The sequence below is a fragment of the Streptomyces milbemycinicus genome (genome assembly GCF_002154605.1).
Taxonomy (GTDB): Bacteria; Actinomycetota; Actinomycetes; order Streptomycetales; family Streptomycetaceae; genus Streptomyces; species Streptomyces milbemycinicus.
This window is the reverse complement of the sequence record NZ_MUNE01000443.1, coordinates 1-16,351: the sequence shown is the minus strand read 5'-3', so window position 1 is coordinate 16,351 and position 16,351 is coordinate 1. Positions and strand designations below refer to the sequence as shown.

The window sequence follows — 16,351 nt, the reverse complement described above, 5'->3', positions numbered from 1 at the left end:
CCGACCGCCACCGCGGTCGGTTCGGACCGGGCCACCTTGTCCTGGGCCGCGTCCACCGCCGGTTCGTCCCCGGTGGCGAGCTACCAGGTGTACTCCGGCGACCCCGCGGGCACCGTCCCGGTGGCCACGGTCGACGCCCCCGCCACCAGCGCCACCGTCACCGGCCTCTCCCCGTCCACCGCCTACACCTTCCGCGTCGTGGCCAAGGACACCGCGGGCCGCAGCTCGCCACCCTCGGCCACCGTGCGGCTGACCACCGCCGCGGCCCCGGCCGCCACCTGCACGGTCGACTACCGGGTGAGCAACGACTGGGGCTCCGGCTTCACCGCCAACGTCACCCTCACCAACAGGGGCCCCGCTCTCAACGGCTGGCAGCTGGGCTTCTCCCTCGCCGGCGGCCAGAAGGTCACCCAGGGGTGGAACGGCACCTGGAGCCAGAGCGGCACCCAGGTCACCGTCAAGGACGCCGGCTGGAACGCCGCGCTGGCCACCGGCGCCTCCACCACCATCGGCTTCAACGGCACCTACACCGGCACCAACCCCGCGCCGGGCAACTACACGCTGAACGGCAAGTCCTGCACCGTCCCCGGCACCGCGGCCGCCGCACATATCGCGCCCCTGGCCGGCCACGACCCGGGCACCCGCGCCGTACGGGGACACGCCACGCGGTGAGCCGTACGTGGTGAGCCGAGCTTGGTGGCCCGTATCGAGTGAGCCGTGCACCCGGGGCCCGCGGACGCGCTTCCGCGGGCCCCGGACACCGAGGCACACGCGCCCACCGATTTTCTGTTATCCCCCGCGCCGCGCCGCGTCTCCTGTGCGTACGGATCCGAACCCGAGGAGCACAGCAGTGGCAGCAGACATCAGCCGCAGGAACATCTTGAAGATCGCCGGGGCCGCGGCGGGTGCCGGAGGCATCGGTACGGTCGTCGGCGCGGCGGGCACGGCCTCGGCGGCCGGGACCTTCGCGCACCCGGGGATGCTGCACACCCGGGCGGACCTCGACCGCATGGCCGCCAAGGTGAAGGCGGGGGCCGCCCCCTACCGGGCGGGCTTCGCCCGGCTGACCGCCAACCCCCATGCGGGGGCCGGCTGGAAGGCCAATCCGCAGCCGACCGTCTACCGGGGTTCGGGCTCGCCGGAGAACTACCGCACGCTCTACAACGACATCCACGCCGCCTACCAGAACGCCCTGCGCTGGCACATCACCGGCGACACCGCGCACGCGGACACCGCCCGCGATGTCCTCAACGCCTGGTCGGCCAGGCTGACCGGGCTGGCCGGCTCCGCCGACCGGTTTCTCGCGGCGGGCCTGTACGGCTACCAGTTCGCCAACGCCGCCGAGCTGATGCGCGGCTACGAGGGGTTCGAGCTGGCCCGCTTCCAGAAGATGCAGCGCGAGGTGTTCTGCGCGGTCAGCGAGGACTTCCTCACCCGCCACAACGGCGCGTACATCACCAACTACTGGGCCAACTGGGATCTGACGGCCATGGCCTGCGTGCTGGCCACCGGAATCCTCTGCGACGACCGCGCCACGGTCGACCGGGCGGTGAACTACTTCAAACACGGCGAGGGCATGGGCTCGATCAAGAACGCCATCCCCGTCGTCCACACCGACGGCCTCGCCGAATGGGTCGAGGCGGGCCGCGACCAGGGGCATGCCCTGCTCGGCGTCGGACTGATGGGCACCGTCTGCGAGATGGCCTGGAACCAGGGCATCGACCTGTACGGATACGACGACAGCCGTTTCCTCAAGGGCGCCGAGTACGTCGCCAAGTGGAGCCTGGGCGGGGATGTCCCCTTCACCCCCTACAGCCGGCGGAAGGGCGCCCCCGGTGTCTGGTCGGGGACGGAGACCGTCACCAAGGCCGCGAACGCCGACCCGGCGATGGTCCGGCCCATCTGGGCCATGATCGCCAACCACTACACCAAGCGCCGGGGCCGGCCGGCGCCGTATGTCACCCGGATCGCCGCCAAGGCCGCCCCGGAGGGCGGTGGCGGGGACTACGGCCCCAACAGCGGCGGCTACGACCAACTCGGCTTCGGCACCCTGTGCTTCACCCGGGACCGGGCCTCAACCTCGGCCCCTTCCTCATCCCCTTCCCCTTCCGCCTCCGCCACCGCTTCGTCGTCCTCCGCCGCGCCCTCCTCGGCCCGGCCGCAGGGCGGCCGAGGCGACCTGGCCGCCACCGGCTCGGGTGAGCTGGTCGGGGTCGCCGCGGCCGGCGGGATCGCCGCCCTCGCGGGCGGGCTGCTCCTGCTGCGCCGCCGCGGCCGGGCCGGTGGCGAGGGGTCGTAACATGCCTGGTCAGTGAGTGTCGGCGGCGGTGGACCGGTAGTCGAACCAGTCGGTGGCCAGGGTGATCGGCCCCGGCGCCACCGGGTGTTGCGCGACGTGGCCCGGGCGGAGGATCGGGTTGACGGAGGCTGCCTCGTAGGGGCCGCGCGGTGAGCAGGTGCGGGGCGGATGGTCGAACCCCTCGAAATACGACCCGGACCTGCCGCCGACCTGCCCCGGACCCGCGTCCACTCCGTGGGACTGCCCCGTTTTGTCAGGGTCACCCGACCGTACTCTGATGCGCATGCCTGACTCGCTGGTCAACATGATGCTTACTCATGAGTCGCGCCAACCCGACCGAATCGCCTATCGCTATCTCGCCACGGGAGACTGCGACGGGGAGATTCAGGAATTGTCGTACGGGCGGCTGGGCCGGCGTTCCCGGGCCATCGGCGCCTGGCTTCAGGAGCGCGGTCTCGCCGGTTCCCGTGCGCTGCTGCTGTATCCGCCCGGCGCGGAATTCATCTGCGGCTATATGGGGTGTCTCTCGGCCGGGGTCATCGCGGTGCCGGGCGTGCCGGCGCAGGGGCGCAGGCAGAACCACCGGGCCCTGACCAGGATGAAGCGCCTGATCGCCGACGCGGATGTCAAGGTGATCCTGGGCGGTCGGCAGGTCATCGAATCCCTGGCCGGCATGGCGGAGGACTTTCCCCAACTGGCCGACATCACCTGCGTCATCACCGAGGAAATACCCGACGAGGCGGAGAATTCCTGGCAGGCAACGGAGATCAGTCCGGATTCGGTCGCGTTTCTCCAGTACACATCCGGCTCGACCTCGGCTCCGCGCGGCGTGGCGGTGACGCATGGCAATCTGATGGACAACCAGCGGGTCCTCACGGAGGGATTCGGGCACAGCCCCGACGCGATCGCCGAGTGCGGCGGGGAGCTCTTCGTCAGCTGGCTGCCGGTGTATCACGACATGGGACTCATCGCCCCCGTGCTCAACACCCTCTACCTGGGCGGGACGTCCACCCTCTTCTCCCCGCTGCATTTCCTGCAACGGCCCGAGCGATGGCTGACCGCCATTTCGCGGTACCGCCCGCACACCAGCGGGGCGCCCAACTTCGCCTACGAGCTGTGTCTGCGGCATGCCACGCCCGAGCTCATGGACCGTCTCGACCTGGAGCCGTGGCGCGTGGCGTTCAACGGCGCCGAGCCGGTGCGGGCCGCGACGCTGCGGCGGTTCTCCGACACCTTCGCCACCGCCGGCTTCCGGCGTGAGGCGTTCCTCCCGTGCTACGGGCTCGCGGAGGCGACGCTGATGGTGAGCGGCAGCTCGGTGGGCGCGGCGCCGACGCTGGTCAGCAGGTCCGACATCGGTTCGCTCGGTGCGCGCCCCGGGACGGCCGACGCGGAACTGGTCGGCTGCGGCCGGCCGGGCCCCGGTATGACGGTGCTGATCGTCGACGCCGAACGCCTTGAGGAGTGCCCCGAGGGCGAGGTCGGCGAGATCTGGGTCGCCGGTGAGAGCGTCGCCCGCGGCTACTGGCGCAACACCCTCGCGACCCGTGAGGTGTTCCGGGCGTCGCTGAAGGACGGCAGGAGCGGTTTTCTGCGGACGGGCGACCTGGGATTCCTGCGGAACGGGGAGCTGTTCATCACCGGCCGGATCAAGGACCTGATGGTGATCGACGGGCGCAACCACTACCCCCAGGACCTGGAGCTGTCGGCCGAGATGTGCCACCCCGCGCTGCGGCCCGGCTGCACCGCCGCGTTCTCCGTCGAGGACGGGGGGCTGGGCGAGCAGCCGGTCGTCGTCGCGGAGGCGGCGCCGGAGGCCGCGCCCGAGTTCGACCAGATCACCGCCCTGATCCGCAGCACGATCGGCGAGGCCCATGGCCTGTCGGTGCGGGACGTCGTGCTGGTCAGCCCCGGCACCATCCCCAAGACGTCCAGCGGCAAGATCCAGCGCCGCGCCTCCCGGACGGCGTATCTCGAGGGGACGCTGTCCGTCGTCGGCTCAGCGGCCAACTCGTCAGTCGGCGCAGCGGTCGGTTCCTCCAACGGCAGCGGCGGTTAGCCGATGTCCGCGAGGAAGTTCCCCGAGTCCTCCGCCGAGGCCGTCCAGGCGTGGCTGGTGCGGGCCGTCGCCGACCGTACCGGGCTCGATCCGCTGCGGGTCGAGATCGAGCGGCCGATCGCCGAATTCGGCCTGGGGTCGCGCGATCTGGTGGCGCTGGCCGTGGGCCTGTCCGAGCAGGTCGGCCGTGAGCTGGATCCGTCCCTCCTCTACGACCACCCCACCATCTCCTCGGTCGCCGCGGCACTGTCCGGTGCCGGCCCCGTCCGTACGCCCAGCGCGTCCCCCGTGTCCGGTGCGTCCCCCGCGGACGACATCGCGATCATCTCGATGGCCTGCCGCTTCCCCGGGGGCGCGGACGACCCGGAGGGGCTGTGGCGGCTCCTGGCCGCGGGTGAGGACGTCATCGGCGAGGTCCCCGCGGGCCGTTGGAACACCCAGGCGCTGTACGACCCGGACCCGGAGGCCACCGGCAAGGCGTACACCCTGCGCGGCGGGTTCCTCACCGCCATCGACCGCTTCGACGCCTCGTTCTTCGGCATCGCGCCGCGCGAGGCGGCCGCGATGGACCCGCAGCAGCGGCTGCTGCTGCAGACCGGCTGGGAGGCGATCGAGCGGGCCGGGATGGTCCCCCGGGCGCTGAGCGGCAGCTCCACCGGTGTCTACCTGGGCCTGTACGAGAGTGGTTATCTGGCCTCGGCCGGGCTCGGCCGGCTGGACGGGCATGTCGGCACGGGCGCGGCGGCGAGCGTCGCCTCCGGCCGGCTCGCCTACACACTGGATCTGCGCGGCCCGGCCGTGACGGTCGACACCGCCTGCTCCTCCTCGCTGGTCGCCCTGCACCTGGCCGCGCGGGCGCTGGCGGGCGGCGAATGCGACCTCGCCCTGGCCGGCGGCGTCACGCTGATGGTCACCCCGCGCGGCCACGTCGAGTTCAGCAGGCTCCGCGGGCTGTCGCCCACCGGGCGGTGCCGGCCGTTCTCGAACGACGCGGACGGCGTGGTGTGGGCCGAGGGCTGCGGACTGGTGCTGCTCAAGCGGCTGGCCGACGCGCGGCGGGACGGCGACCGGGTCCTCGCGGTCGTCAAGGGCTCGGCGATCAACCAGGACGGCCGCAGCCAGGGGCTGAGCGCCCCCAGCGGCCCGGCGCAGGAGCGGGTCGTACGCGCCGCCCTGGCCGCGGCGGGCCTCGAACCGCACGACGTGGACCACGTGGAGGCGCACGGCACCGGCACCCGGCTCGGTGACCCCATCGAGGGCCGCGCGCTGGCCTCCGTCTTCGGCCCCGGCCGCCCGGGCGACCGGCCGCTGGGCGTGGGGTCCGTGAAGTCGAACATCGGCCACGCTCAGGCCGCGGCGGGGATCGCCGGCCTCATCAAGATGGTGCTGGCCCTGCGACACGAACTGCTTCCGGCGTCGCTGTACGCGGAGCACCCGACCGAGCAGATCGACTGGGCGGGCGGCGGCCTGGAGGTGCCCGGCCGTGCGCGGGCGTGGCCGCGCGGCGAGCGGGTGCGCCGAGCCGGGGTGAGCGCGTTCGGGATCAGCGGGACCAATGCGCATGTGGTGATCGAGGAGGCGCCGGAGGACCTGACGCCGACCGCCCCCGTATCGTCCGCCCCCGTATCGTCCGCCGCCGCGCCGTCGCGGCAGGAGGACACTGGCTACGGACGGCCGGAGGTGACGCTGTTCCCGCTGTCGGCCCGCGGCCTGCCCGCGCTGCGCGGACAGGCCGGCCGGCTCCTCGACGCCCTGACGGCGGCCGAACCGGGCCCGCCGCTGTCGGCCGTCGCCGCGACGCTGGCGCATCACCGTACGCACTTCGAGCAGCGCGCCGTCGTCGTGGCGCGCCACCGCGACGAGCTGCTGAGCGGGTTGCGCGGCCTGGCGTCGGGGCAGGCCGACGAGAACCTGGTCGTGGAGGCACCGGAGACGCTTCCGCCGGGGAAACTGGCCTTCGTGTTCCCCGGCCAGGGCGCGCAGTGGGCCGGAATGGCCCGTGATCTGCTGGCCCGCTCGGCGGTGTTCGCGGACGAGCTCGACCGCTGTGACGCGGCCCTGCGTCCGTACACGGACTGGTCGGTCACGGCCGTTCTGCGCGGCGACGCGCAGGCACCTCCGCTGGAGCGGGTCGATGTCGTCCAGCCGGTGCTGTTCGCCGTCATGGTGTCCCTGGCGGCGGTGTGGCGGGCCCGTGGGGTGCGGCCGGACGCGGTGGTGGGGCACAGCCAGGGCGAGGTCGCGGCGGCCTGTGTCGCCGGGGGCTTGAGTCTGCACGACGCGGCGGCCGTGGTCGCGCTGCGCAGCCGGACGCTGACCGATGTGGTGGGGACGGGCGCCATGGCCGTGGTGGCCCTGCCGCACGAGGAGGTCGAGGCCCGCATCGCGGAACTGGGCGGGGAGGTGTCCGTCGCGGCCGTCAACAGCGGCAGGTCGACGGTGGTGGCCGGGGACGTGGCGCCGCTGGAGTCGCTGCTGGCCGACCTGGAGCGGGAGCAGGTGTTCACCCGGCGGCTCGGTGTCGACTACGCGTCGCACAGCGCGCAGGTCGAGCCCGTACGCGAGGCGATCCTGTCCGAACTCGACGGCATCGTCACGTATCCGGCGTCCGTGGCGTGGTATTCGACGGTGTTCGGCGGGCCGGTCGGCGAGGAGTTGGAGGCCGACTACTGGTACCGCAATCTGCGCGAACCGGTCCGCTTCGCCGCCACCGTGGAGCGCATGGTGGCCGACGGTTACCGCTGTTTCGTCGAGCTCAGTCCGCATCCGTCGCTGATCACCGCCCTGCGGACGGTCGCCGAGGACACCGCAGGCGACCTGGTTGCCGTCGGTTCCCTGCGGCGCGACGAGGACGGGCCCACCTGTCTGGACCGGGCGGCTGCCGAACTGCACGTCCACGGGCGGGAGATCGACTGGTCGCGTCTGGTCGCCGACGGGGCGTGGGCCGAGTTGCCGACGTACGCATGGGATCCGCAGCGGTACTGGACCGAGCCCGACTCCTCGGCCGGCGCCTGGGGCCTGCTCCCCCGCGCCGGACATCCGTTGCTCGGGGTCCAGTTGCAGTCGCCGGACGCGTCGCGCTGGACGTTCCGGGGCGAGTGGTCCCGCGCCACGGCCGAATGGCTGCCCGACCACGTGGTGTTCGGGCAGGTCGTGGTCTCGGGGACGACCCTGGCGGAGCTGTGCCGGGCCGCGCTCGCGGTGGCCCGCCCCGACGGTCCGGCCGATGTGGCCGATCTGCTGCTGCTCGCGCCGCTGACGCTGCCCGCCTCCGGCACGGTGGAGGTGTCCGTCGAGGTCGTGGCCGCGGACCCGCGGGCCGTGCCGGAGGTGTTCGTACACAGTCGGCCGCGCGGGCCGGAGTCCGGGGCCTCGGGGTGGACGCTGCACGCCACCGCATCGGCCGGCGAGCCCGCCACCGGGGCCTTCGGCCCGCCTCCGGTGTGGCCGGAGGCGACCGAGCCGTGCTGGGCCCCGGATACGTACGGGCGTCTCGCCGAGGCGGGCCTGACCTACGGCCCGGCGTTCCAGTGCGTCCGGTCGGCGGTGCGTACCGGCGACGGTGAGCTGCTGGCCCGGCTGTCGCTCCCGTCGCACGCCCGCGATGTGGCGGATCCGTATCCGGTCCATCCGGCCCTGCTGGACGCCGCGTTGCAGGTGGCCGCCGCGTTCGACACCTCCGGCCGGGTGCTGCTCCCGGTCGCCGTCGACCGGTGCGAACTGCCGCCTGGCGAGGCGGCCGACCTCATCGCGTCGGTGCGGCGCACCGGCGGTGCGGGGGCGGATGTCACCCTGGACGTGGTGCTGTGGGACACCGATGGCCTTCCGGTGGGGCGTCTGGAGGGCGTACGGCTGCGCGCCGCCGACCCGGCGGAGCTGCGGGGCGCCGCCGACAGCGCTCGGCATCTGTACGAGGTGGCATGGACGGCCGTGGCCACCGAGGCCGAGCCGGGCGTCGCGCCGTCGCCGGGCGATGGCTGGACGCTGCTCGGTGACCCTTCGGACGAGCATCTGGCGGCGGCCCTGAGCAGTCTCGACCCGGCGGGGACCGGGCTGCGTACGGCCGACACGGTGGACGCGGTGCCGGACGGCACCGACACGCTGATCAGGCTCTGGCCGGCCTCCGGCACGGAAGCCGAACCGGCCACCCGTGCGGAGGAGTTGGCGACGGCCGGCCTTGCCGAGCTACGGGCTCTCCTCGCGCTTCCGCGGGACCGGGCGCCGTCACGGGTCGTCTGGGTGACCCGCGGCGCGGTGGCGGCCGACGGCGGCGACACGGTCCGGGGCCTGGCCCAGTCGGCCCTGTGGGGCCTGGCTCGCAGCGCCCGCGCCGAACACCCGGAGCTCGGACTGCGCCTGATCGACCTCGACGGCCCCGGCCCATGGCCCGCCCTGCCCGCCGCCGTGGCCGAGCCCGACGAGCCGGAACTCGCCCTCCGCGACGGCCGGTTGCTCGCGCCACGCCTCGTACGCGCCCGCGTCGGCGACGCCACCCCCCTCGACGACCGGTCGGATCTGGAGCTGTGCGGCGCCGCCACGGTGGTGCCCACCGACGGCACGGTGCTGGTCACCGGTGGCCTGGGCGCGGTGGGTGGGCATATCGCGCGGTGGCTGGCGAGGAGCGGTGTCCCGCGGCTGGTGCTGACTTCCCGGCGGGGCCCCGACGACCCGCGCCGCGCCGAGGTCACCGCGGAGCTGTCCGCGCTCGGCGCCGAGGTCGACGTGGTGGCGTGCGATGTGGCGGACGAGGCTGCGCTCGCCAAGGTGCTCGACCGCGTCGGCCGTGCAGGCGCCGGCCGTGCAGGCGGTGGCCGTGAGCTGCCGCTGCGCGGTGTCGTGCACTGCGCGGGGCTGCTGGCCGACGGGGTGCTCGCCGAGCAGACGCCCGAGCGGTTCGCGGAGGTGCTGCGCCCGAAGGTGGCGGGCGCGGTCAACCTCCACCGGCTCACCGCCGACACACCGCTCGACTTGTTCCTGCTGGTGTCCTCGGCCGCCGGGGTGGTGGGCAACGCCGGGCAGAGCAACTACGCGGCCGCCAACGTCTTTCTCGACCAACTGGCCTACCACAGGCGGGCGTTGGCGATGCCCGGCCTCTCCGTGTCCTTCGGGGCCTGGTCGGGGGCCGGGCTCGCCGCCGAACACGCGGATCTGGAGCGGATGGCCCAGGCCGGCTATCGCGCCCTGACCCCCGATCAGGCGTGTGAGCTGGTCGAACTCTCGCTGTCACACAGCGGTCCGCATCTGGTCGCCTGGGCCCTGGACCGGTCGCGGCTGCGCGACACCTTCGCCCGTGACGGCGGCCCGGCGGCGCTGTGGCGCACGCTGCTGCCCGCGCCACAGGCCACCCGGGGCGGCGCCGCCCTGGCGGACCGGCTCACCCGCCTGCCGGAGGCCGAGCGTGCCGAACGGGTGCGTTCCCTGATCCGCGAGGAGGCGGCCCGGGTTCTGGGGCTGCGCTCGCCGGACGCCATCCGCCCCGATCAGCCACTGCGCGAGCTGGGCATGGACTCGCTCATGGCCGTCGAGCTGCGCAACCGGATCGGTGCCCGGCTCGGCTCCCGGCTGGCGGCCACCGTGTTGTTCGACCATCCGACGACGGCCCGGCTCGCGGACCATCTGCTGAACACCGTGCTCGCGTCCGCCGACCGTGCCGCAAAGCGGCCCGCGTCCGGCGCCCCGTCGCCGCACGGCGGATCCGACGAGCCGATCGCCGTGGTCTCCATGGCCTGCCGGCTGCCGGGTGGCGTCGCCGGCCCCGAGGCGCTGTGGGAGCTGCTGGCCGAGGGCCGCGACGCGGTCGGCCCGTTCCCGGCGGACCGTTGGGACGTCGCATCGCTGTACGACCCCGATCCGGAGGCCCCGGGCAAGACGTACGCCCGGGAGGGCGGTTTCCTGCGGGACATCGACGCCTTCGACGCGGGCTTCTTCGAGATCACCCCGCGCGAGGCCGCCGCGATGGACCCGCAGCAGCGGCTGCTGCTGGAGACGGCGTGGGAGGCGCTGGAGCGCGCCGGGATGGTGCCGGCCGAGCTCGCGGGCAGCACGACCGGCGTGTACATCGGCATGTTCGGCAGCGACTACCTGGCCGGGTCCCGGCTCGACCAGTTGGACGGCCATGTCGGCACCGGGACGGCGCTCAGCGTGGCCTCGGGCCGGCTCGCCTACGCCCTGGGGCTGCACGGCCCGGCCCTGACCGTGGACACCGCGTGCTCCTCCTCGCTGGCCGCGGTGCATCTGGCCGCACAGGCGCTGCGCTCCGGCGAGTGCGATCTGGCGTTGACCGGCGGGGTGACGCTGATGGTCACGCCGCAGACGTTCGTGGAGTTCAGCCGGTTGCGGGGGCTGTCCCCGACCGGTCGGTGCCGGTCGTTCTCCGACGACGCCGATGGCGCGGTCTGGGCCGAGGGCGCGGGGATGGTGGTGCTCAAGCGGCTGGGCGACGCGCGGCGCGACGGCGACGAAGTGCTCGCCGTGCTACGCGGCACCGCGGTCAACCAGGACGGCCGCAGTCAGGGCCTCTCGGCACCGAACGGCCCGGCCCAGGAGCGGGTCGTACGCCGGGCCCTGGAGCTGTCCGGGCTCGCGCCCGCGGACATCGACTACGTGGAGGCGCACGGCACGGGCACCACGCTGGGCGACCCGATCGAGGCGGGCGCCCTGTCGGAGGTGTTCGGCGCCTCCCGCCCGCAGGGCCGCCCGCTGTACGTGGGCTCGCTCAAATCGAACCTCGGCCATCTCCAGGCGGCTTCGGGCATCGCCGGTCTGATCAAAGTGGTGCTCGCGCTGCGCCACCAGACGCTGCCGCGCACCCTGCACGCCACCCGACCCACCCGCCACGTGGACTGGGACAGCAGCGGGCTGCGGCTGCTGCGCGAACCGGTGGCCTGGCCGGCGGGCGCGCGGATGCGGCGCGCGGGGGTCAGCGCGTTCGGGATCAGCGGCACCAACGCCCATGTGGTCGTGGAGGAAGCCCCACATCAGGCACCGATCCCATCAGTTCAAGGGGCCCCGGAGCGGCGGCTGTTCGTGGTGTCCGCGCGCGGCGACGCCGCCCTGCGCGGTCAGGCCGCCCGGCTCGCCGAACACCTGGCCGCGCTCCCGGCCGACAGCCTCGCGTCCGCGCTGCCGGACATCGCCCATACGCTGGCCCGCCACCGCAGCCACTTCGAACGGCGCGCGGCGGTGCCGGCCGGTGACCGGGGCGAGCTGCTGGCCGGTCTCGACGCGGTGGCGAGGGGGGACACTCAGGCAGACGTGTGCCTGTCGCCGCCGGGGGCCGCGCCCACGGGCAAGCTGGCCTTCGTCTTCCCCGGACACGGCGGACAGTGGCCGGGCATGGGTGTGGAGCTGATGGCCGACTCGGAGGCGTTCCGGGAGGAGCTGTCCCGCTGCGACGAGGCGATCGCCCGCCACACCGGCTGGTCGGTGCTCGCGGTGCTGCGCGGCGAGGAGGGCGCGCCCGACTTGGCGGGGACGGACGTTCTGCAGCCGGTGCTGTTCGCGGTCAACGCCGCGCTGGCCGCCGCCTGGCGCTCCCTGGGGGTCGTGCCCGACGCGGTGGTCGGCCACAGTCTGGGCGAGATCGCCGCGGCGTACGGCGCGGGCGCCCTCACGCTGGACGCCGCCGCGGCCGTGGTGGCCCGGCGGGCCCGCGCGGTGGTGCCGCTGGCGGGTGCGGGCGGGCTGCTGTCCGTGGAGCGCTCGCGCGAAGAGGTCGAGCGGTTCCTCGCCCCGTACCCGGACCGGCTGTTCGTGGCGGCCGTCAACAGCGGGACATCCACCGCCGTCTCCGGCGACCTCGACGCGCTGGCCGAGCTGCGGCGGCGGCTCGACGAGGAAGGGGTGCCCGCGCGGCGGCTGTCGTCGGCGTTCGCCTCCCACAGCCCGCTGATGGCTCCGCTGCGCGGGGAACTGCTCGACGCCCTGGACGGTGTCCGCGGCACACGGGCGCGGACCCCGCTGTACTCGACGGTGCTGGCGGAACCCATCGCCGGTGACCGTCTGGACGCCGACTACTGGTACGCGAATCTGCGGCAGCCGGTCCGGTTCGCCGACACGGTGCGGCGCATGCTGGACGACGGCTACCGCCACTTCGTCGAGCTGAGCCCGCATCCATCGCTGGGCCCGGCGATCGAGTCAGTCGCCGCCGAGGCCGGAGTCGAAGCGGTGAGCGTCGGCTCGCTGCGCCGCGACGACGGCGGCCGGGACGGGCTGCTGCGCCAACTCGGGCGGCTGTACGGCGCGGGGCATACGCCCGACTGGTCGGCCCTCTTCCCGGCGGGCCGCCGCGCCGACCTGCCCACATACGCCTTCGCCCGGGAGCGCCACTGGCTGTCGGCCGCTCCCGCGCCGGCCTCGGGGCCAGGCACCTCGCCGCTGGTCGGCACGCATCTGGAGGCCAGCGACGAACCGGACCGGCACCTCTTCCAGACCGACATCGACCTGCGGGACGGCCGGTTCGGCTATCTGTCCGACCACCGGGTCGCCGGGGAGGTGTGGCTGCCCGCCGCGGCGTTCCTGGAGATGGCGCTCGCGGCGGCTTCGGCGCTCCAGGACGGTGGCGGACCGGTGCGGCTGGCCGAGGTCGAGTTCGAGGCGCCGCTGCGGCTGGTGGCGGACGCGCCCGTACGGCTGCAACTGGTCCTGCGGCCCGAGGAGGGCGGCGTACGGAGCTTCACCATCGCCTCGACAGCCCTGAACGAGCGGCGGCCGACCTGGATACGGCACGTCCGCGGGCTCGTCGCCCACACCGACGACGAGCCCGGCGCCGCTGGTGAACGGCTCGCCGCGCTGCGGGACAGATGCGTCGAGGCGGTCGACATGGCCGGTGTCCACGCCGGCCTCGCCGCCCTGGGCATCGACTACGGCCCGGCGTTCCGGCGCCTGACGGAGGGGCGGCGCTCGGCGGCGGCGGCGCTCGGCCGCCTGGCCGAGCTGCCCGCCTCCGGGCATCTGCTGCACCCCGCGCTCCTCGACGCCGCCTTCCAGACCGCCGCCCTGCCGGGCGACGCCCCCGCGGGCCGGGCGTTCGTACCCGCCGGGGTCGGACGGCTGCGGTTCACGGGGCTGCGTACCGCTCCGGCCTGGGCGGCCTGCTCGCTGCGCGCGGTGGACGGGGACGCCGTGACCCTGGATCTGCGGCTCTGGGACGAGCGGGAACAACTCGTCCTGGGCATCGAGGGATTCCGGCTGGCCCCGCTGGCCGGCCTGTCTCCACTCGACGGCTCGCTCTTCGAGACGCGGTGGCTGCCCCGGTCCGCCGCGCGGGAGCTGCCCACCCGGGGCAGCTGGCTGATCCTGTCCGACGAGTCGGGCGTGGGGGCCGCGCTCAGCGGTCTGCTCGGCCCTGCGCCACATGTGGTGGCCCGCAGGGGTGACTCCTTCGCGGCCGAGGCGCCGGGGCGCTACCGGCTCGATCCGCTGAACCCGGAACACCTGGCGCGTCTGCTGGAGGAGGCGTTCCCCGAGGGCCCGCCCGAGCGGGTGGTCCAGCTGTCCGCCCTGGACGCCCCGGCGATCGACTCGGCCGAGGCGGCAACCCGGGTGGCCCGGCTGTGCTGTCTGACCACCCTGCACCTGGTACGGGCGCTCGCCGAGCGGCCCGGCGGCCGGGCCCCGCGCCTGTTCCTCGTCGTACGGGGCGCCCAGGCCGCCGTGGACAGCACGGAGGTGACGCATCCGCAGCAGGCGCTCGGCTGGGGCTTCGGCCTCGCGGTGGCCCAGGAGTACCCGGAGCTGGCCGCCACGCTGATCGACCTGCCGACCGACGGCGGCCTCGACGCCCTGTGGACACAGCTGCGGCACGCCGACGACGAGCGCCTGGTCGCGCTGCGCGGGACGGGCCGCCTGGTGCCACGTCTCGTACGCACCCGCCCGGACGACGCCGGGCGCGGCGACATCGGCCCCGACGGCACGTATCTGATCACCGGTGGCCTCGGTGGCCTCGGCCGGGTCGTCGCCGAGTGCCTGGTGCGGCGCGGGGCGCGCCGGCTGGCGCTGCTGAGCCGGGGCGCGCCCGCCCCGGAGGCGGCGCGCTGGCTCGAGGCCCTGCGGGGGCGCGGCGTCACCGTATGCCACGCCCGGGCGGATGTCGCCGACCGGCAGGGCCTGACCGCCGCGCTGGACGGGCTGCGGCGCGAACTCGGCCCGGTCACCAGCATCGTGCACACCGCCGGTGTGCTCGACGACGCCACTCTGCCGAATCTGACGGACGAGCGGGTGGAGCGCGTCCTCGCCCCCAAGGTGCTGGGCACGGCCCTGCTCACGGAGCTGGTGCCGGAGGCGGAGCGCCTGGTGCTGTTCTCGTCGGCGGCGGGCCTGCTCGGCTCGGCCGGGCAGAGCGCGTACTGCGCGGCGAACGCCTTCCTGGACGCCTGGGCACACCATCTCGCCCGCGCCGACCGGTCCGCGCTCAGCCTCGACTGGGGTGCCTGGACGGGCGTCGGGCTGGTGGCCGAGTCCGACACCCGGGCCGCGTCGGTGGGCCGGTCGGGGCTGATCGGCTTCTCCCCGCAGGAGGGGGGCGAGCTGTTCGAGCGGCTGCTGCCCACGGCGCGCCGTCAACTCGCGCCGCTCGCCCTGGACTGGGCGGCGCTCGCGTCCGACCCCGACGTGGCACGGTCGCGGCCGTTGCTGTCCGACCTGGCCACCGCCCTGGATGCCGCCCCGGCCGCCGCGGCGGGCGCGGACGGGCTGGTCGAGCGGGTGCTCACGGCCACGACGGCCCGGGAGCGGACCGACCGGCTGGAGGCCTATGTCCGGGCCAGGGTCGGCGAGGTGGCCGGTCTCGGTGTCATGGATGCCGCCCCCACCACGGCCCTGAAGGAGCTGGGCCTCGACTCCCTGATGATCGTCAGGCTGCGCAACGCCTTCACCCGCGACCTCGGCGTCGAACTGCCCACCTCCGCGGTGTTCTCGGCGGCCGACATCCGCGGCCTCGCGCGGGACCTGGGCTCGGCGCTGGCAGAGCGGGACACCGCTCAGGACGCCACCACCGGGCCGGGTTCCGCTCTTCCGGCGGCCGAGGCGGAGGTGCCCGAGGCGGACGTGCGGCCCGCGACCCGTGACGTGGTGCGGCTGTTGCGCAGCGCCCGGCAGGACACCCCGAGCGGCGCACACGCCATCGGCCTCGCGGTCCGGCTCACCGTGCCCACCACCCGGCGGCGGCTGACGGACATCCTCAACCGGCTGGCCGGGCGCCACGCGGCGCTGCGTACGGCGATCCTCACCGGCACCGGCACCGGGGAGGGGCCGCGGCTGCGGGTCGAACGAGAGCCCGCCGGACCTCTGCTGCGCTGGTCGGAGCTCGGTGGCGGGGAGGACGAGGACGGTGAGGTGGCCGGACGGCTACGGGAGTTGCTGGAGCCGCCGTTCGACCTGGCGGCCGCGCCGCTGTGGCGGTTCGAACTGCTCGACCGCGGCGACCGGGGCCAGATCCTGGTGTTCGGCGCGCATCACGCGGTGAGCGATCTGCAGTCGCTGCTGCTCGTGGCGGCCGAGATCGACCGCGAGCTGTCAGGCGCCGCGCTGGGCGACACCCCGCTGGGCGACACCGTCTCCAACCGCGACATCGACCTGCTGCTCCAGGCGCAGGACACGCAGCGGGCGCGGCCCGACGACCAACCCGACAGCGCGGCGGCCGACTGGCGCGAGGCGTTCACCGGCAGCGCCCGGCTCGACCTGACGCTCACCCGGCCGCGCCCGCCGGTGCGCTCCTTCCGGGCGGGCAGTGTGACCATCCCGGTCCCCGACCGGCTCATGGAGCGGGTGTCGTCCCGGGCGAGCCGGCTGGCGATCACACCGGCCGCCTTCTGCCTGGGCACCCTGACCGTGCTGCTGGCCCGCGAGCGGGAGCGCGACCGGTTCGTGCTCGCCGTCCCGGTGGACACCCGTATCCACGTCGACGCGTACGACGCGGTGGGCTTCTTCGGGGTGCCGGTGCCCATCCCGGCCCAGGCCGCCCCCGGCGAGGCGATCGAGGACGTACTGCGCCG

5 protein-coding genes are annotated in these 16,351 nt (G+C 74.4%); 4 read left to right on the top strand and 1 reads right to left on the bottom strand.

What is annotated here, in order from left to right; translation table 11 throughout:
* Both CCN51_RS32505 and CCN51_RS32500 read left to right on the top strand, forming a co-directional pair.
* Positions 1-672: cellulose binding domain-containing protein (locus CCN51_RS32505; RefSeq protein WP_211303273.1), on the top strand; the 672-nt coding region annotated here is incomplete at its 5' end.
* 178 nt (positions 673-850) lie between these two features.
* On the top strand, positions 851-2,299 hold the full coding sequence (locus CCN51_RS32500; protein WP_014181763.1) for an alginate lyase family protein: 1,449 nt from the start codon (positions 851-853) through the stop codon (positions 2,297-2,299).
* Between the two features lie 9 nt (positions 2,300-2,308).
* On the opposite strand, the gene CCN51_RS32495 is transcribed toward CCN51_RS32500, so the two are convergent.
* On the bottom strand, positions 2,309-2,584 hold the full coding sequence (locus CCN51_RS32495) for a glycoside hydrolase family 43 protein (protein WP_143675950.1): 276 nt from the start codon (positions 2,582-2,584) through the stop codon (positions 2,309-2,311).
* Here CCN51_RS32495 and CCN51_RS32490 point away from each other — a divergent pair.
* Together CCN51_RS32490 and CCN51_RS32485 are read left to right on the top strand one after the other, a co-directional pair.
* Positions 2,583-4,358 carry a fatty acyl-AMP ligase gene (locus tag CCN51_RS32490; RefSeq protein WP_055414066.1) on the top strand — a complete coding sequence of 592 codons (1,776 nt, stop codon included), beginning with the start codon at positions 2,583-2,585 and terminating at the stop codon, positions 4,356-4,358. The two genes, CCN51_RS32495 and CCN51_RS32490, sit on opposite strands and share 2 nt — an antisense overlap.
* 3 nt (positions 4,359-4,361) lie before the next feature.
* Positions 4,362-16,351 (top strand): type I polyketide synthase (locus CCN51_RS32485; RefSeq protein ID WP_086860415.1); only part of this gene is annotated, 11,990 nt, incomplete at its 3' end.